At 44.4% G+C, this 17,852-nt stretch carries 17 protein-coding genes, 3 pseudogenes and 1 riboswitch; of the genes and pseudogenes, 16 read left to right on the top strand and 4 right to left on the bottom strand.

Annotated elements, in window-relative coordinates; all coding sequences use genetic code 11:
- The first annotated feature begins 1 nt into the window (after nucleotide 1).
- From AAGG74_RS10870 to AAGG74_RS10855, 4 genes and pseudogenes are all read left to right on the top strand, one after another.
- A pseudogene (locus AAGG74_RS10870) lies at nucleotides 2-812 on the top strand (ABC transporter ATP-binding protein).
- 170 nt (nucleotides 813-982) lie between these two features.
- The gene (locus AAGG74_RS10865) at nucleotides 983-2,182 is read left to right on the top strand and encodes an efflux RND transporter periplasmic adaptor subunit (protein WP_429675408.1); all 1,200 of its coding nucleotides are present in this window, start codon (nucleotides 983-985) and stop codon (nucleotides 2,180-2,182) included.
- A complete protein-coding gene (locus tag AAGG74_RS10860) occupies nucleotides 2,166-2,855 on the top strand; it encodes an ABC transporter ATP-binding protein (RefSeq protein WP_429675406.1) in 690 nt (229 codons plus the stop codon). Before AAGG74_RS10865 ends, AAGG74_RS10860 begins: the two co-directional genes overlap by 17 nt.
- Nucleotides 2,848-4,077 (top strand): ABC transporter permease, encoded by a 1,230-nt coding sequence (locus AAGG74_RS10855; RefSeq protein ID WP_429675405.1) that lies wholly within the window; start codon nucleotides 2,848-2,850, stop codon nucleotides 4,075-4,077. The genes AAGG74_RS10860 and AAGG74_RS10855 overlap by 8 nt, the downstream gene beginning before the upstream one ends.
- 33 nt (nucleotides 4,078-4,110) lie before the next feature.
- Here the strand turns inward: AAGG74_RS10855 and AAGG74_RS10850 are convergent, their stop codons facing one another.
- From AAGG74_RS10850 to AAGG74_RS10840, 3 genes are all read right to left on the bottom strand, one after another.
- On the bottom strand, nucleotides 4,111-4,509 hold the full coding sequence (locus tag AAGG74_RS10850) for a YrvL family regulatory protein (protein ID WP_276019976.1): 399 nt from the start codon (nucleotides 4,507-4,509) through the stop codon (nucleotides 4,111-4,113).
- A 71-nt stretch (nucleotides 4,510-4,580) separates the two neighbouring features.
- Nucleotides 4,581-5,738 carry an oxalate decarboxylase gene (gene oxdC, locus AAGG74_RS10845; protein ID WP_429675404.1) on the bottom strand — a complete coding sequence of 386 codons (1,158 nt, stop codon included), beginning with the start codon at nucleotides 5,736-5,738 and terminating at the stop codon, nucleotides 4,581-4,583.
- 120 nt (nucleotides 5,739-5,858) lie between these two features.
- On the bottom strand, nucleotides 5,859-6,014 hold the full coding sequence (locus AAGG74_RS10840; RefSeq protein WP_010330059.1) for a YvrJ family protein: 156 nt from the start codon (nucleotides 6,012-6,014) through the stop codon (nucleotides 5,859-5,861).
- A gap of 203 nt (nucleotides 6,015-6,217) precedes the next feature.
- Here AAGG74_RS10840 and AAGG74_RS10835 point away from each other — a divergent pair, with 203 nt between their 5' ends.
- The 5 genes from AAGG74_RS10835 (at nucleotide 6,218) to AAGG74_RS10815 (ending at nucleotide 10,538) form a co-directional block, all read left to right on the top strand.
- Nucleotides 6,218-6,766, top strand: coding sequence for a sigma-70 family RNA polymerase sigma factor (locus AAGG74_RS10835; RefSeq protein WP_162103534.1), 549 nt, complete (start codon nucleotides 6,218-6,220; stop codon nucleotides 6,764-6,766).
- Complete coding sequence (gene rsoA, locus AAGG74_RS10830) at nucleotides 6,750-6,986, top strand: sigma-O factor regulator RsoA (protein WP_162103533.1); 237 nt, start codon at nucleotides 6,750-6,752, stop codon at nucleotides 6,984-6,986. The genes AAGG74_RS10835 and rsoA overlap by 17 nt, the downstream gene beginning before the upstream one ends.
- Nucleotides 6,987-7,139: 153 nt before the next feature.
- Nucleotides 7,140-7,853 (top strand): two-component system response regulator YvrH, encoded by a 714-nt coding sequence (gene yvrH / locus AAGG74_RS10825; protein ID WP_162103532.1) that lies wholly within the window; start codon nucleotides 7,140-7,142, stop codon nucleotides 7,851-7,853.
- Nucleotides 7,850-9,592: a two-component system sensor histidine kinase YvrG gene (yvrG, locus tag AAGG74_RS10820; protein WP_162103531.1), complete on the top strand. Its 1,743-nt coding sequence runs from the start codon at nucleotides 7,850-7,852 to the stop codon at nucleotides 9,590-9,592. Before yvrH ends, yvrG begins: the two co-directional genes overlap by 4 nt.
- 67 nt (nucleotides 9,593-9,659) lie before the next feature.
- Nucleotides 9,660-10,538 carry an SMP-30/gluconolactonase/LRE family protein gene (locus AAGG74_RS10815; protein WP_162103530.1) on the top strand — a complete coding sequence of 293 codons (879 nt, stop codon included), beginning with the start codon at nucleotides 9,660-9,662 and terminating at the stop codon, nucleotides 10,536-10,538.
- Nucleotides 10,539-10,575: 37 nt separating this feature from the next.
- Here the strand turns inward: AAGG74_RS10815 and AAGG74_RS10810 are convergent, their stop codons facing one another.
- A complete protein-coding gene (locus AAGG74_RS10810) occupies nucleotides 10,576-11,367 on the bottom strand; it encodes an SDR family NAD(P)-dependent oxidoreductase (protein WP_225493355.1) in 792 nt (263 codons plus the stop codon).
- Between the two features lie 153 nt (nucleotides 11,368-11,520).
- A riboswitch (cobalamin riboswitch) is annotated at nucleotides 11,521-11,660 on the top strand.
- 105 nt (nucleotides 11,661-11,765) lie between these two features.
- Between AAGG74_RS10810 and AAGG74_RS10805 the strand changes: the two genes are divergently transcribed.
- The 7 genes and pseudogenes from AAGG74_RS10805 to liaR all read left to right on the top strand — a co-directional run.
- Nucleotides 11,766-12,719 (top strand): ABC transporter substrate-binding protein, encoded by a 954-nt coding sequence (locus AAGG74_RS10805; RefSeq protein WP_429675402.1) that lies wholly within the window; start codon nucleotides 11,766-11,768, stop codon nucleotides 12,717-12,719.
- Complete coding sequence (locus AAGG74_RS10800; RefSeq protein WP_429675400.1) at nucleotides 12,682-13,743, top strand: FecCD family ABC transporter permease; 1,062 nt, start codon at nucleotides 12,682-12,684, stop codon at nucleotides 13,741-13,743. Before AAGG74_RS10805 ends, AAGG74_RS10800 begins: the two co-directional genes overlap by 38 nt.
- Nucleotides 13,743-15,071, top strand: a complete 1,329-nt coding sequence (locus AAGG74_RS10795) for an ABC transporter ATP-binding protein (RefSeq protein ID WP_429675904.1) — start codon at nucleotides 13,743-13,745, stop codon at nucleotides 15,069-15,071. Before AAGG74_RS10800 ends, AAGG74_RS10795 begins: the two co-directional genes overlap by 1 nt.
- Nucleotides 15,072-15,092: 21 nt before the next feature.
- On the top strand, nucleotides 15,093-15,674 hold the full coding sequence (locus AAGG74_RS10790) for a cob(I)yrinic acid a,c-diamide adenosyltransferase (RefSeq protein WP_429675399.1): 582 nt from the start codon (nucleotides 15,093-15,095) through the stop codon (nucleotides 15,672-15,674).
- A 174-nt stretch (nucleotides 15,675-15,848) separates the two neighbouring features.
- Nucleotides 15,849-17,117: an MFS transporter gene (locus AAGG74_RS10785; protein WP_429675397.1), complete on the top strand. Its 1,269-nt coding sequence runs from the start codon at nucleotides 15,849-15,851 to the stop codon at nucleotides 17,115-17,117.
- A 159-nt stretch (nucleotides 17,118-17,276) separates the two neighbouring features.
- A pseudogene (locus AAGG74_RS10780) lies at nucleotides 17,277-17,611 on the top strand (protein liaI); the annotation flags it as partial.
- Nucleotides 17,596-17,846: pseudogene (liaR, locus tag AAGG74_RS10775) on the top strand (two-component system response regulator LiaR); the annotation flags it as partial. The pseudogenes AAGG74_RS10780 and liaR, both read left to right, overlap by 16 nt.
- Nucleotides 17,847-17,852: the final 6 nt, after the last annotated feature.

Raw genomic sequence — 17,852 nt, 5'->3', positions numbered from 1 at the left:
TATGAATTCATTATCAACAGAACAACTTAGAATCGGTTATGGAGACAGGGTGATCGTAGAAGATTTAAATATCTCGATCCCTAAAGGGAAAATTACCACCTTAATTGGTCCGAACGGCTGCGGAAAATCAACGATATTAAAGACAATGTCCAGAATGATGCGTTCGCATGCAGGTTCCGTCTATTTAAACGGTAAAGCGATTCATAAAATGTCTACAAAGGTCATTGCGAAGGATATGGCAATTTTACCGCAGACACCTGAAGCGCCAAGCGGTTTGACGGTATATGAATTGGTATCGTACGGCAGGTTTCCGCATCAATCAGGATTCGGCAGATTACATGAGGAAGACCGCCGGATTATTAAATGGGCGCTTAAAGAAACAGGCATGGCTGAATTCGCTGATCGGCCGATTGAGGCACTGTCAGGCGGACAGCGTCAGCGCGTGTGGATTGCCATGGCGCTTGCGCAAGGGACGGAGCTCCTGCTGCTGGACGAACCTACAACGTATCTGGATCTCGCCCACCAGCTTGAAATTTTGCAGCTGCTTGACAGACTTAACAAGGAGCAGGGGCGGACGATTTTAATGGTCATTCATGATCTTAATCATGCAGCCCGTTTTTCTCATTATATGATCGCGCTTAAAAAAGGCCAGGTCATTAAAGAAGGCACTGCGCTGGAGGTCATGACGCCGGATATTTTGAAAAAGGTATTTCAAATTGATGCCGAAATCGTGACCGATCCCCGTACAAATCAACCTGTCTGTTTGACTTATGACCTGATTTAAAAATGAAAAAACGCTTGTTTCTCATTAAGAAAAATCCCGGTGCAGAGCCGGGATTTTTTATTTTTGTCTATTAAAATACAATTTTTCTATTTGATTACATTTATTTCAATAAATAGATTGAAAGTCTTTTTGGATTAATAGATAATATTGGTTAGAACGAATTGTAAATTACATAATTGACAGAAAGAGGAGATTCTTGTGTCCAAGAAGAAAAAATGGCTTATTGGCAGTGCGATATGTGCCGGTGTACTCGTATTGGCGGGGATCGGCGCCGGCGTTTTTACCTTTTTTACTCACATGAATCGAATGGCCGTCTCATCGGAAGCGGAGCCCTATGCCGAGTCGGTAGCGGTATACATGGGGAGAGAATCGGAGTCAGGCCAAACGTTTTCTGGAAAGGTTGAGCCTGAGAAACAGCAGAAAGTATATATAGATTCAGAAAAAGGCAGCATGAAAAAAACATACGTCAAAGAAGGTGATCAAGTCAAAAAGGGTGATAAGCTTTTTGAGTATGAGGGGGAGGATCATTCCGAGGATGTCGAGCAAGCCAATTTGCAAATTGAAATGACCAACCTGCAAATCAGCCGTTTACAAACATCGATAACGGAAACGGAAAAGAAGCTGAAATCGGCCGAAAAGGAAGAGAAATCCCAGCTTCAAGATGAACTGGACCAGACCGATTTCGACTTAAAAACAAGCCAGCTTGAGCTTAAGCAACATCAAAAAGAGCTGGCTGCCCTGACGAAAAACACCGGCTCTCATATCGTGACAAGCAAACATGACGGAATCGTTCAAAGCGTCAATCAGGATATCGCTGACGGAGCAACAGGCGATCAGGCAACAGGTCCGTATATCCAGATCGTTTCGACGGGCAAATATCTAGTCAAAAGTCAAATCAATGAGCTGTTAATGGACACAATCAAAAAAGGCAGCAAAGTTAAGGTCACGCTGAAAACAGGCGGTGAAGGCGAGTGGAAAGGGAAGGTCGCCTCGATCGGCAAGCTTCCCGCGGGAGCAGGCGAGGGTGAGGAATCAGAAAGCTTTGCTGAAGAAGAAATGAATCCCCAGTCCTCTAACTATCCGTTTACCATTTTATTAGACGGTCATAAAGGTCTCGAAGTCGGCTATCATGTCAATATCGAAGTGGTGAGTGATGAGGCTGATGCTGACACGATCAAGCTGCCCGCTGACATGATCATTCAGGATGACGGTGAACCGTATGTGTGGAAAGCGGATGAGAATCAGAAAGCGGTCAAACAGCCAGTTGAAATCGGGGAAACTGATAAAAATGATATGGTGGAAATCAAGAGCGGCCTGACGCTGGAAGATTATGTGATCTATCCTGACTCCGCGGTCAAGGAAGGAAAGCAGGTTACAGTCAATGCTGACACTGAATAATATTTCGAAATCGTACAAGCTGGGAAAAGAAGAAGTTCCAATCTTGAAGCATATCAATCTGACTGTCCAGGCTGGTGAGTTTCTGGCGATCATGGGGCCTTCTGGTTCTGGAAAGTCGACGTTAATGAATATCATCGGCTGTTTGGACAGACCAACCTCCGGAACCTACACGCTTGATCATATAGACATATTGAAAGGGAAAGACGGTGCCTTAGCTGAAATCCGCAACGAATCGATCGGATTTGTGTTTCAAACCTTTCATCTGCTGCCGCGTCTCACCGCGCTGCAAAATGTCGAGCTTCCGATGATTTACAATAAAGTGAAGAAAAAAGAGAGAAGGCAGAGAGCCTATGAAGCGCTGGAAAAGGTCGGATTAAAAGACAGGGTCTCCTACAAACCCCCTAAGCTGTCCGGCGGTCAAAAGCAGCGGGTGGCGATAGCAAGGGCCCTTGTCAATCAGCCAAAGTTTATTTTAGCTGATGAACCGACCGGGGCGCTTGATACGAAATCAAGTGAGCAAATTTTGGCGCTGTTTTCTGAGCTGCATCAGGAAGGCAAGACCATTATTATGATTACTCATGACCCAGACGTCGCCAGAAAAGCTGACAAAACGATTTTTATTAGAGATGGAGAACTGGTATTAGATGAGAGAGGGGATATCAGCCATGCTTGAACATATTCGCATCTCCTTTCAATCCATTTTCTCTCATAAATTAAGATCGATTCTGACGATGCTCGGTGTGATTATCGGCATTGCTGCAATCATTGCAATTGTTTCGATGCTAAAAGGCCAAAGCGAACAGCTAAAGCAGAGCATGATCGGTATGGGAAATAATGCGATCAACGTTGTCTACCAGCCATCAAGCGGAAAAGAGGAGGGAGGAGGCTCCCCGCTTTCGTATACATCGGCGCCGCCTGTGGCCGAGGAAACAATAAAAACGATCAAATCTGATCCTATGGTCAAAGGATTATCTTTATATTACTTGTCAGAAGGCGCGAGTGTTTTTCATTTAACAAATGTCTCGTATCCTCAAGTATACGGAGTTGATGATGATTACTTCGATATGTTCCCAATCCGTATAATCGAAGGGAGAAAACTGACAGAAAAGGATTTAAAAAGCACCTATCAAGTGGTAATGATCAATGAAGCTGTCAGAGATGAACTGTTTCCAGACGGAGATGCCCTACATAAAAACATTGAGATGAACGGTGTGCCGTTTAAAGTGGCCGGTGTTTTTAAAGAAAACGATCTGCAGGAAAGCATGTTTGAAGGCGATTATGCGAACCCGGTTTTGTATGTGCCGAAAAAAGGGTGGCCGCTTATTGAAGGCTTTGACGCGCCAACGCAGATTGCCGTGCAGGCTGGTTCATCTGATCGTATCCAGGAAGCCGGTGTAATGGCGGCGGACCTTTTGAATCAGGGACTGTCCGAAGCTGAATTGGAAAAAGCAGAGTACAGTGTGATGGATCTTCAGGAGATCGCACAGGAAGTGGAGTCTTTTAATCAGTCATTTGCATTGCTGCTTGGCGGAATCGCGAGTATTTCACTTTTGGTAGGCGGCATTGGCGTCATGAATATTATGCTCGTTTCCGTCACGGAGCGCACGCGGGAAATCGGGATTAAGAAAGCACTTGGTGCTAAGAGGCGTGTGATTTTATTTCAATTTCTAACCGAAGCTGTCGTGCTGACAAGCATTGGCGGTATACTCGGTGTTCTAGCAGGATTTGGCATTGCGAAGCTGCTGACGGTCGTTTTTCCGATGCCTTTTATCGTCTCCGTTCCGGCTGTTATCGGATCACTCATCTTTTCTATGGCGGTCGGAATTGTTTTCGGCTTGCTCCCGTCCATCAAGGCATCCAAGCTTCAGCCTGTAGACGCGCTTCGCTATGAATAAAAAGAACGCATTCCAAAAGGATGCGTTCTTTTTTTAGCTGGGAAGGGCTGAATTGCATTTGTCTAAAAGCAAAAAAACGGCTGCGATGATCATTTCTTCTGTGGTGGACAGCCAGATGTCGCTCATTATTTCGTCAGTTGTATATGCAGTCATCCACAAAAAAAGCAGCTGGACAATGCCAGCGAGGAGAATGACTAAGCGTTTATCTGTCTTGAAAAAAGTAAAACTATGTACCATGAGCCGTTCAAATGGTTCAAAGCATAGCCCAAGGACTAAAAATAACACGGAAAAAAGCAGGATATGAGCTACTGAACGGTAGCTCGTCCCTGCTATAGAAAACAATATAAACATGACGGCAAAATAGGTCAACACCACTGCCGAAGCGGCCAGTAAATACGTTATAAAGAGCCGCAAAAAACATTTGAAAGACATTTGATATTTCACTGGTACATCTCCTTATAAAGACTCGCAGAGAACGATTGCTCTCTGCAAGCTGGCTTTTTTTATTTACTGTTTTTCTTTTTCACTACCGGATGTTTTTCTTTTGAAAAAAAATCAGTAAAGTCTTTTCCTAAATCAAGATGCTGTTGAACTAATGTTTCAGGAAGCATGGCAAGCCATTGGTTTAAAGAGACATCGGCATAATGATCGTCTTTAAAGATTTCTAAAAAGACAAGCGGTTCGTCCCCAACGTTTTCAACGTAATGGCCCATTGCAAAGGGAACATATCCGACATCACCGGCTTGGTAGTTAAATGTTCTGGCATGACCGTCAGAAGCAAAAACGGTCATTTTTGCTTTTCCGGAGATGTAGTATTGCCATTCGTGAGTATTCGGGTGCCAATGCAGTTCTCTCATGGCGCCGGGTTTCACTGTTACGAGCGCAGATGCAATCGTTTTAGACACTTTGAAGTTTGTAGAATCTGCAATATAGACTTTTCCGCCTTCTGATTTAATTGGCTCCTGTTCAAGAAGGCGGTAAGTAAACGGATAAGGCGCTTCGCCATTCGGTCCTTCTACAATGTCATCTTTCAAGCATCCTGGGACTGGTTCTTCAAAAATATATTTCTCTTTTTCTGGTAAATGAGAAATATCTTCTTGTGTTACGCCGAAGTTTGCAGCGATGACGTCTTTAGGCGTGTGGGCAAGCCAGTCTGTCAGCTGGAACGTACTGTTTTCAGAGAATGAACCATCGTCAAATACGAGCAGGAACTCGGCTCCCTCATCCAATGCTTGAATGGAGTGCGGCAGGCCCGATGGGAAATACCAAAGATCTCCTTCGCCTACATCATCAATAAAGCTGCGCCCCTTTTCATCCACAATGGTAACTCTTGCACTTCCATAAATCATATAAGCCCATTCTGCTTCTTTGTGCCAATGCAGCTCGCGAATGGCGCCAGGCTTCAAGCGCATATTGACAGATGCGAGGTTTTCGGAAATCGGCAGCTCCCGTACTGTTACTTCACGGGCATATCCGCCTTTTTCTAAGCGGTTATGAGTATCAGAGAATGAAAATTTCATATTGCTTACTGTGCCATTATCAGTCTCCGGCGGAACGAGCATATCTGGATTTTGGCGGTCTCTTTCAATATTACGCGGGATTTTTACTGTTGCTCCTTCGTCTCCTCTAATTGGCTGTGGAATGTCATTTTGTTTTTTCATAAAATGTTTCCTCCTTAGAATGGAAATGTAATAACAGAAAGAGAAGGTGAAAGGCCTTTCGTTTTCCCTTCTTCCTTGTTAAGTGAAAAAATACAGTGAAAAGTCAACTTCGATTGAAAATTATTTTTTTGCTTTTTGATCTTTCAGCTCTGTCATCAGTTCGATAAGCTGATCAAACTTTTTCTCAAATCGGGTCAGCAGGTACATCGCAATCAGCGCAGGAAACCCCAGATTTCCGATTTGTTTCACGACCTCCTCTATAAACACCTGATCCATAGGAAAATACCTCCCTTCTTTTTTTACAGTCATGTATGTAAGTGAAGGAAATCTAAGAAAACGTAAACTGCGGCTGAAGTATGTAAGACAATCGCTAGTTAGAAAGTAGTAGTTTACTTTTTTTTGCTTTCCTTCATTTAATTTAGTAGGGAGGCGGTTTGATGGACTATCAAGAACTTTTACGGTCAAAATGTAAGGAGATAATGAAGCATCCCATCGTGAAGCATTTTTTGAGCAATCCTCAGCATTATCGTTTATTCAAAAGCGTAATGGAAAGCCCGAATGAAAAAGATGCACAATCATTGGACGAGCAATTTAAGCAATTTTATAAAGAAATCCGCATCGTCAAGTATATGAATTCAATGATCCGTATCTTTTCTATTGATTTTGATAAGCGGGTTCGCAAAAACCAAAAACGGTATCCGCTGACGGTTGATCATCCGGAAGCAGGAGAACGGCTTCCTTCTGAAACAGGAAGCGATACGTTTGAAGCATTTTTAGATATGCAGGATGATTTGAGCCAGCATGTTCAGGATTATCAGCTCTATCAAGCGATCCAAATGCTGACTGACAAACAAAAAAGCGTACTGACAAAAGTCTATCTTCACGGTGCCACGATGCAAGAAATTGCCGATTCATTAGGGGAGTCCAGGCAAAACATCTCTAACATTCATAAAAAAGGGCTTGAGAATATCAGAAAACAGCTAGCGGAGCAAAAAAGGGGGAAACGTAAGCGTGAACGGTTATTTTGAATACAAGAACCAAGAAGACGATACATTTGACATTGAACATCTGATCGAATGCTTTTCACCGATGATCAGAAAAAAACTCAGCAATACATCCTACCAAGAAAGAGAAGATTTAGAGCAAGAGCTGAAGATCAAAATGTTTGAAAAGGCTGATATGCTTTTATGCCAGGACGTTCCAGGGTTTTGGGAGTTTATTTTGTATATGGCAGACGAGAACTCATAATTATTTATTATCTGAAAATATGAAAGACGGGAACTGACGTGTTCCCGTTTTTTGTTTGCCCTGCCTAGATAAGGCGAACCCATTCAAAAATGTACCAAAAATAAACGATATAATGATAAGATGAAAAAAAAAGAGACAGAAAGGAACATAAAAGTGGAAAATGCGTCAATTTTAATTGTGGACGATGAGAAAGCGATTGTGGATATGATCAAACGCGTTCTCAAAAAAGAAGGTTATCGAAATTTACTTGATGCGGCAAGCGCAGAGGAAGCGATCCCGGTTGTGAAAGCCAATAAGGTTGATTTGATTGTGCTTGATGTCATGATGGGCGGAATGTCAGGTTTTGAAGCCTGCACGATGATCAGAGAGTACTCTGAGGCTCCGATTTTTTTCCTGACGGCAAGATCATCCGATGCCGACAAATTGTCTGGCTTTGCGGTGGGGGCTGATGACTATATCACAAAACCGTTTAATCCGCTTGAATTAGCGGCGCGGATCAGAGCGCATCTTAAGCGCACATACCAATCGAAAGAAACGAATGCAGCTCAAACCTATACATATGATTATTTTACATTCTCTCCGCAAAATGCTGAACTGATTGCAGGCGGGGAAGCCGTCGCTTGTTCAGCTCAGCTTTTGCAGCTTTTACAGTATTTTTGTGAACACCCTAACGTTGTGCTCTCCAAAGATCAAATTTATGAAAAAGTGTGGGGGTATCCTTCCTACGGTGATAATAATACCGTCATGGTTCATATTCGCAAGCTTAGAGAGAAGATAGAACGCGATCCGAGCAATCCGGAGTATATTGTAACTGTTCGCGGTCTCGGTTATCGTTTTATCCCGAATCCTGAAGGCAAGCGGTCATGAGATTAAGATGGAAGTTTCTGTTTCACTTCTTCGGGCAGATGCTGATTGTCATTCTGTTGCTCACGGTTATGCTTGTTGCTTCGTTTTTCTATTTAGACTCGCGATTTAGCGATGCGGAATCCAATTCAGGGCTGACGAAGGCAACGACCGATACACTTGAGGCATACCTCGATGTAAATGAAGACGGGACATGGGAAGTGGATAATTTCCTGAAGAAATCTGTCGATAAACAGGACGGCTGGATGCAAATCATTGATTCGAAGGGGAAAAACGCTTATTCCTACAGCGTGCCGAAAGACGTGCCCAGCGACTTTACGAAAAAAGAGCTTTTATCTATTTATAAAACCAAAAAATTTAATCATTATAGGGTGAATTATTGGGCCATCAATATTGAAGATAAATCGTATCTTCTGTTGTCCGGCTGGAAGTCAAAGAGCGAACAGCTGCTGACTTCCGTTAGAAAACGCGAACAAAAGATAGACTCTCTATCGCATTATAAGTCCAGTACCATTGAGTATATTAAGCGGCAAAAAGGCGCCATTTACCTGTTAGACAGCAATGGAAAGATTCTCGACAGCATGAACAGCACAAAAAGTGAAAGAGAAACGATAAACCAGCTGGAGCTGCTCAAATACAGCTCTAAACCTTGGAACTATAAGCGGGAAATGTCCGTTAACATCCTCAATCAAGACAGATGGCTGGTCGCTACAGTGCCAAACCCTGTGTATGTCACTGATCAGGAATTTAACGATTCGTTTCTGAAGGTTGTGCTAAAGGCGATGTTCCTCGTTCTGGCCGTTTTGTTCTTATATATTATTTGGATGACCGTTTGGTATATGTTCCGATTTGGGCTGCCGATTTTTCACACGATTAAATGGCTGGTCAATCTATCAAAAGGAAAACTTGAAGAACCGAAAAACCGAAAAGGCCGCCCTGTCAGCAAAAACAAAAAGGGGAAAATCAAACATCCGTACCGTTTCTTCGGTGAGATTTTTGAATCAATGGATCAGCTGACTGAAACGCTGAGTCGTGATAAAAGGAACAGAGAAAAAATCCAGGCGACAAGGGAAGAATGGATTGCCGGGTTGTCGCATGACTTAAAAACACCGCTAAGCAGCATTTACGGCTACAGCATGATGCTCGAGTCGAAGCAGTATGACTGGTCGCCGGATGAAGTGAAAGAAATGGGGCAGGTTGTCAGAGAAAAATCCGAATACATGTCCAAGCTGATAGAAGATTTAAATTTAACCTATCGGCTGAAAAATGATGCCCTTCCAATTGAAAGAAAGCTTACAAACCTGATCCCGTTTTTTAAAAATGTCATTGAAGATTTTAAGAAAAATCCGTTTTCCGAAGGGTATGATGTCTTTTTTGTCTCCAAAGAAGAGCACATCGAATTTGCGCTTGATGAAGCATGGTTCAGGCGCATATTAGAAAATCTCCTTGGAAATGCCGTGAAGCACAATGACAAAGGAACAGAGATTCAGGTCATTCTGGAACAAACAAAAAATCACATTTCTTTGAAGGTGAAGGACAACGGGAAGGGAATGGATGAAGAAACGATCACCAATTTATTTAACCGATACTATAGAGGAACGAACACGAAAGACTCTGCTGCCGGAACTGGTCTCGGGCTTGCGATTGCCAAGGAGCTTGTCCATCTGCATAATGGAACGATTCATGTGAACAGCAGAATAAACATTGGTTCGGTCATTACCATCCTATTCCAAAAACAATAAATAGGTTTGGACATCTCTTTACAGGGAATAACAAGGTATAGACTGAAGCTAAAGAGGTGTAACATTCATGGATGCTGTATTGGAAGCAGATACTCGGGCGGTAATTGGTGAAGGCCCGTTATGGGATGAAGAAAACGGGCGCTTATATTGGGTTGATATTTTAGGGAGTGAGCTCCATATCTTCGACCCTCTAGAAAAAATCAACCGGTCGATCAAGTTTACATCTTTTGTGACGGCGCTTGCGAAATATTCAAAGGATGAGCTGGTGATGACAATGAAGGATGGGTTTTACCTTTATCATCTTCAAGAAGACAGCTTAGAAAAAATCAAACAGCCGAAAGATATGCATGAGAGCCTGCGTTTTAATGACGCAAAGTGTGATCCGTACGGACGGCTGTGGGCGGGGACGACAAGTATGGAAGGCGAGCAAAAACAAGCCTCGCTATACCGTTTGGACCCAGACGGCAGACTTATCAAAATGAAGGATCAAGTTTCCACCTCGAACGGTTTGGATTGGGATCGCGAGCGGAATTTGATGTATTACATAGATACACCTACTCAGGAAATTATGTGCTACAGCTATGATCCTAAAAGCGGAAATGTCTCAAATCCAAAGCCCGTCTATCGTTTTGATCAAACAGACGGATTGCCGGACGGCATGACCATCGACCAAAATGGTATGCTGTGGGTGGCGCTGTTTGGGGGCGGCCGCGTTGCTCATATTGACCCATTTCAGAAAAAAGAAATCGATTCAATCAGCGTCCCGGCTAAATATGTCACGTGCTGCGCATTCGGCGGCAAAGACTTAAAAACCCTTTATATCACAACGGCAACAGAACAAATGACAGAAAAAGAAAGACACGAGCAGCCCCATGCGGGAGGATTGTTTTCAGCAACCTTGGAAACAGGCGGCTATCAGCCGGTTCCATTCGCTGGTGAGGTATAAAAAAACGCATCCGAGATACGGATGCGTTTTTTGCGTATTAAAGTGAACGGATGATGCCGCCTTCGACGCGCTGTGCCGTGCCGTTAATAGCTGATGCGGCATCAGACGCGAGGAATGTGATTGTGTTGGCGACCTCCTCTGCTGTCGCGTATCGCTGTATCAGCGAAGTCGGCTCATTAACTTTGAAATAGTCGTTGATAAATGTATCTGTATCCTGTCCGGCAGCTTGTGCGGCGCCTTCCATGTAAGAGGCCACGCCTTCTGTCCAAGTGGGTCCCGGAAGGACTGAGTTTACTGTTACATTTGTGCCTTTCGTCATTTCTGCCATTCCTCTTGAAAGGCTGATCAGCGCCGTTTTTGTCATTGAGTATGGAATCATCGTCGGAATCGGTTTGATGCCTGCTTCACTTGCGATATTTAAAATGCGTCCGCTGTTTTTAGCAAGCATTTTTGGAAGGAAGTGACGGCTTGTCCGAACTGCGCTCATCACGTTCACTTCAAAATATTGATTCCACTCTTCATCTGTCACATCGGCAAAGTCTTTTACCTCGAAGAAACCAAGGTTGTTCACAAGGATATCGATATCACCGATTTCATTTACTTTTGTAATAAAAGCCGCAGCTTCATCTGTTTTTGACAAATCGGCAGCCGCACCGTGAACAGTTCCGTATGCAGATAGCTCTTCAATCGTGCGGTCGACAGTCTCTTGTTTGCGTCCGTTAACAATGACTGCCGCTCCCTCTTGCAGAAAGCTTTTTGCCGCAGCTTTCCCGATGCCAGAAGTTGAGCCGGTGATTAAAACGAGTTTGTCTCTTAGCTGTAAATCCATAAGAATCATTCCTTTTTCATGATGATGTTATTAAGTATACTAGATCAAATTTAGTGTTTACGAGGATTTTGCTCGCATACATTTAACGGGAGAAAGTCATTCAGGACTCGTATACAAGCTTGTCAGTCCTATAGTATAATTACTCCGAAAAAAGGATACGAATGTCAAATAGGTGCCGGTCCGTGAACAACAGCCGGCTTAATAGGGAAACCGGTACAAGCCGGTGCGGTCCCGCCACTGTAATTGGACAAAATGCCAAGAGCCAGGATACCTGCCTGTTTGACCAGCACGAAGTCTGCGAGGACAGATGATGTGTAAACAATAGGCTTTTTTTGTGTTGTTTACAGCATCTTTACCGTCGTAGAGATGCTTTTTTAGTTTACTTAGGAGGCAAGGTTATGAAAAAAAGAGCCGGAATATGGATTTCGCTTTTGCTGGCTGCTGTTATGATCGCCGGCTGCGGCAATACAGCGGATCAGAATAATCCAAAGGCGAAGCAAAAGACAGAAGCATCTGAAGCGTTTCCTGTCACGATTGATGATGCGTCAAATCAAGAAGTGACCATTAAAAAGAAGCCGAACAAGATTGTTTCATTACTGCCGAGCAATACAGAAATCACATACGCTCTCGGCCTCGGTGACAAAATGGTCGGCGTCACCACAAACGATACATACCCAAAGGAAGTCAAAAAGGTTGAGAAGGTCGGAGATATGAATATAAACGTTGAGAAAGTCATGTCTCTAAAGCCAGATCTCGTTCTTGCCCATGAATCTTCCATGTCAGCTTCAGCTGATGCCATCAAACAGCTGAAGGACGCGGGCATTACTGTGCTGACTGTCAATGATGCAAAATCATTTTCCGAGGTGTACAAGTCAATCGAAATGATCGGAGAAGCTGCCGGGGCAGAGAAAAAAGCCGATCAGCTTGTAAAAAACATGAAATCAGATTTGCAGGATATTCAAGATAAAGCAAAAACCATTTCAAAAGACGAGGAGAAAAGCGTATTTATCGAGGTTTCTCCTGATCCTGACATTTACACAACCGGAAAAGACACGTTCATGAATGAAATGCTGAATGTCATCCATGCTAAAAACGCAGCAGCAGACCAAACAGGCTGGGTGCAAATGACAGACGAGGCGATCGTAAAACTCAATCCTGACGCTATTGTGACAACAGATGGGGTGAAAGCGAAAGCAGTGGAAAAACGTGATGGCTGGAGTGACATCAATGCTGTGAAACATCATCGCGTGTATGATGTGGATCCTGATCTCGTGACACGCTCCGGTCCCCGTCTGATCGAAGGGGTCGAGGAACTTGCGGAAAGCATTTACCCGAATACGTTTAAGGAATAATCGTTATGCCGCATATATCATCAGTTTTTCATTTTTAGCTGCCTGCATCGTGATAGGAATTTCTTGCGGAAGCCTGCAAATTCCCATCCCCGCTATCTTTCGTGTCTTTTGGTATGAATGCTTTGGCGGCTCTATTGGCTCTGATGACCCGATGTACACCAATATTATAATGAATATCAGACTGCCGAGAGTTGTGCTGGCCGCCCTTGTGGGGGCGGCTCTTTCTATCGCAGGGACCGCTTTTCAGGGGCTGCTGAAGAACCCGCTTGCTGATCCCTACACGCTGGGCGTTTCGTCCGGTGCTTCAGTCGGCGCGGTGGTGACCCTGTTCTTCGGCTTGCAGCTTCCTGTCATCGGAGGGTTCACACTCCCGATTGTGAGTGTAGCCGCGGCACTTGTTACGATTGCGGCTGTCCTATCCTTTAGCCGCCTCGTGCATGCATCGATGACTGTTTCCACCCTCATTTTGACCGGTGTCATCATCAACTCATTTTTAGGCGCTTTTATTTCTCTTATTATTGCCCTTACAGGCGACAATCTGCTGCCGATTGTGCACTGGCTGCTTGGCAGCGTCTCGATGAGGGGCTGGAGCTATATTATGTTGTTTCTCCCGTTTTTTCTTTTAGGAACGATTTTACTGATGATAAACGGAAGAGAGCTGAATGTGATGACTTATGGAGAAGATAAAGCAAGGCTTCTCGGAGTCAGTGTCCAGCAGAGAAAAGTGCTGATTTTAATAGCGGGCTCTCTTTTGACGGGGAGCGCTGTTGCTGTATCAGGCACGATCGGCTTTGTCGGCCTTCTCATTCCGCATATTACAAGGCTTTTGTGGGGAACAGACCATCGGCATTTACTGCCTATCTCCGCCTTGCTTGGAGCAGGGTTTCTCGTGTTAGCCGATCTGCTTTCAAGAACGATTATTGAACCGATTGAACTGCCGATTGGGATTATTACATCCTTGGCGGGAGCGCCTGTTTTCGCTCTTATTTTAATTCGTCAGCACCGCGGGGGGAAAAGCTTATGATGAAAGCAGAAGGACTGTCGGGAGGATATGGAGACAGCAGGCTGATCAGCAATGTCAGCTTAACAGTAGAGCGGGGTGAATTTCTCGGAATTCTCGGCCCTAATGGCAGCGGAAAAACGACACTTTTGCACTTGCTGACAGGTACGCTGCCGGCGAAGGAAGGCAGCGTTTATCTAGCTGGCAAACTACTCGCGGACTATAAACCGAAGGAACTGGCGCGCATGATGGCTGTCCTGCCGCAAAAAACGGATCAAGCCTTTACCTTTACCGTCAAAGAAACGGTAGCTTTCGGCAGATATCCATTCCAAACAGGGCTGTTCAGACAGCAGACTGAAAAGGATGAAGCCATTGTAATGGAAGCAATGGAGCAAACAGGAGTAGCTGCATTTGCTCAAAAATCGATCCGTGAATTAAGCGGAGGTGAACAGCAGCGGGTGTATGTAGCCCAAGCTTTGGCGCAGCAGCCGCGTATGTTATTTTTGGACGAGCCGACCAATTTTCTCGATCTGTCTTATCAAAAAGAATTGCTCGATCTGATCAAACGCCTGACAAGAGAAAGCGGATTGGCGGTTGTCAGCGTTTTTCATGATTTGAATACTGCGAGCCTGTATTGTGACAAGCTCTTGTTTATGAAAAACGGTACAGCCGGACCTAAGCAAAAGCCGGAATATGCGGTCACAGAACATCATATAAAGGCGGTGTACGATACAGATATCACTGCTTTGGTTCATCACAGCTCCTCTAAACCGATGATTGTGATTCAGCCTGAAAAAGCCAGTGCGGACCAGCTGCGCATCCCATTTGAAGCAATGCTCCAAGCGGGGCGTGATGACATTATCCTTCAAACGGACCTCCCGCTTCGCACATTGTCCTCAGCTCCTGTCGGTGCGGGGTTTTCGTGGAGCAGGACGCTTATCCATAAAAGGCTGCCGTTTCAGGCGGATCCAATCGATGGGCTGACGGCTTATCTATCAGAAAACGGTTTTCATCTGCCGGAAACGTGTGCGATGGCGTCATCAGGAAGGCTTGCCCATTTCGTGTATCGAACGTATGAGGATGGTGAGCTATCCGTTTTCATATGTGTCATGACAGGGTTTTCGATCTGGATTTTGATCAATGGATATGTATCAGATCAATCCTTCGTCAACATCCTTATGGCTGCGGAAGCAGAACGGACGAAAGTGCTGAGAGACAGACAGGCAGAGGGGGATATGCTCATCGCTGCGACACAAATTCAGCAATCTGAACACACAGAAAAGCAGCTCATTCAATTGATAAGGGCCGGAATGGCTGAATGTGTAAAAGAGGCGGCAGAGCTGTTTGAATAAGTCTGTAAAGGAGAGAGATGAATGAAACTATATACCAAAACAGGCGATAAGGGACAAACGAGTCTAGTAGGAGGCAGAACGGACAAGGATAGCCTTCGGGTCGAAAGCTACGGCACCATTGATGAACTGAACAGCTTTGTCGGGCTTGCTTTAGCGGAGCTTTCTGGGCAGTCCGGCTTTGAAGATGTGACAGCAGAGCTGCTGATGATCCAGCATGAGCTGTTTGACTGCGGAGGCGATCTGGCAATCGTCACAGAAAAAAAAGACTATAAACTAACGGAAGAATCCGTTTCCTTTTTAGAAATGCGCATTGATGCCTATACAGCAGAAGCGCCGGAACTGAAGAAATTTATTCTTCCGGGCGGCTCAAAGGGTGCTGCGCTCCTCCATGCAGCGCGCACCATTACGAGGCGAGCGGAACGACGAGTGGTGGCCCTGATGAAATCAGAAGAGATCCATGAAACAGTGCTGCGTTATTTGAATCGCTTGTCCGATTATTTCTTTGCCGCCGCCCGCGTTGTGAATGTGAGAAGCAGCATTGGTGATGTAGAATATGAAAGAAGTGCTGTTGTGTTTCGGGACCAAAACAACAGCAAATCATAAAAAAAGAAAACAAATTCGGCGTGTTCACTCTGCATGCCGGATTTTTGTTTTTCATTCTGTCAATCTCCTATTTTACGACAAAAAATGAACCTTACGAATTATTGACCGAAAAATGAAAAAATGAGATATTGTAACAAATAGATGTAAAAAATAGGCAATAGGGGGCTCTGATAGATGGTGAATTTAATTGAAAGTGATAGCATCTGGAAGAGAAATTTCAATTATCTTTTTTTCTCAAGAATAGTCAAGATATCCGGCGATATGTTCGCATTTAACTCAATATTATGGTTTTTAATTTATGATGGCAAAGGTGCGATCGGCACTGCTTTATTGATTGCTGTCACCTTCTTGCCAGAAGCTGTACTGGCGCCTGTGACAGGTCCTTTCATGAAACAGACCACCCTGAAATTTTGGATGTACTTTTCAGATTTGACGAGGGCTGCGATTGTCTTGATCATTCCTCTTTGCCATTTTGCGGGTTTTTCTCCATTGTGGTTTGTCATGACCCTTATGATTGTGCATTCTGCAACAGGAGCTGCCTATAATCCCGCCTCCATCGCTTTAATTCCCCAAATCGTAAATGAAGAGGGCATTCAAAAAGCAAACGCTGTGCTGCAATCCTCCGCCCAAATTGTCCGGCTCGGAGCTGTCACATTATGCGGCGCTATTCTGACATTTATCAGCCCTTCTTATACAATGCTTATCGCACTCATCCTTTATTTGGTTTCTGGTTTTCTCGTCCTTTTTATTAAGTACACTGCTGTTCAATCTCAATTAGAATCTGCTGCCGTTGCGCAGAGAGGCACATATATCGGCAGACTGAAACGCGGTTTTACGCTCGTGAGAAAACATCAGATTTTATATCCGCTCGCCATTTACTGTATCTTTATGAATTTCGCGGCTGCACCTTGGGAAGCACTCTCAGCCGTTTATGTAGCGGAGGATTTAAACGGCAATCCGATCGTTTACTCACTTTTAAAGGCCACCACCGCCGCAGGCGCTTTTTTATTAGGATTTGTGCTGGCGAAAGTCAAGGTGAATAGATACGGCCTGCTATTCGTAACGGCCGGCATTATTGAAGGATTCGCTTTCTTTATTACTGGGATGAATACATTTTTGCCGCTCGTTTTTCTCGCTGCATTTACCTTTGGCGCTGCAGTCAGTGCTGTTAATGTTCCTGAGTACACGATTATCCAGACCTCTGTGGATAGTGAGGATCAGCCGCAAGTCTACGCCGTTATACATATGATCTCAAATATCTCCATTCCTGCCGGAGCTGTTATTTGCGGATATGCCGCGAATGCTTTTGGCTCAGGAACCGTGATCGCTGTCGGAGGAGTTGTTGAAATTATTGCAGGTATCGGAATTTTACTGTTCACAAAGCTGGCTAAAGCAGAACGGTCCGACCTGGTCAAAGAAAGGGAAGCAAGTGTTCATTTGTAAAGGGTTTTGAAATGCCATGCCTCGTGCATGGCGTTTTTTTTCGTCTATGGGTCCGGGGCATGATAAGACTCTAGTCTTATATAAAAATCAATCTCTGTTCGTTTTGCGCAATGCCAACTTGTTTAAGATGAAGACAAGGAAAACGAAAGGAGGATCTGCATGAAGATAAACAAAAAAACGATAGGCGGATTCTTATTAATTGTTTTTGGAGTCTCTGTCTTTTTTGGAGGGGGAAGCTTCGGCTTTATCATCCCGCTCGCCATTGGAAGCTTGATGACATACGCAGGAATCAAAAGGTTTGCCGCAGGAAAAGTATCCTTGGCGGCATCGGAGCAATCATGCTCGTCTGCTCGCTTCCATTTGTCCTGGGAATCGCGCTGGCGGCAGCTATGGTGTATTACGGTTGGAAGCTGATGAAAAACGGATCAGCTGATAAAGGTGTATCGTCTTTTGACCCTGAACCGGCTTCGGCTGCCTATCAAAAGTGGCGGGAAAAGTATTATCCCGGCGCGCCACTCAGGAGAAAACGCACTCCCGCATGAATCATTAACAAAACGGGAGCTCGAAATTCTCTGCCTGATCGCGGAAGAAAAAACAAATAAAGAAATTAGCGAGGAGCTGTTTATCACTATTAAAACAGTCAAAACCCATATCACTAATAATTTATCAAAGCTGGATGTCAGTGACCGGACGCAGGCTGCGGTAAATGCATACCGAAACCACCTCGTAAAATGC

It is taken from the genome of Bacillus mexicanus (genome assembly GCF_050445615.1).
Lineage (GTDB): Bacteria > Bacillota > Bacilli > Bacillales > Bacillaceae > Bacillus > Bacillus mexicanus.
This window is presented reverse-complemented; position numbering and strand designations above follow the sequence as displayed.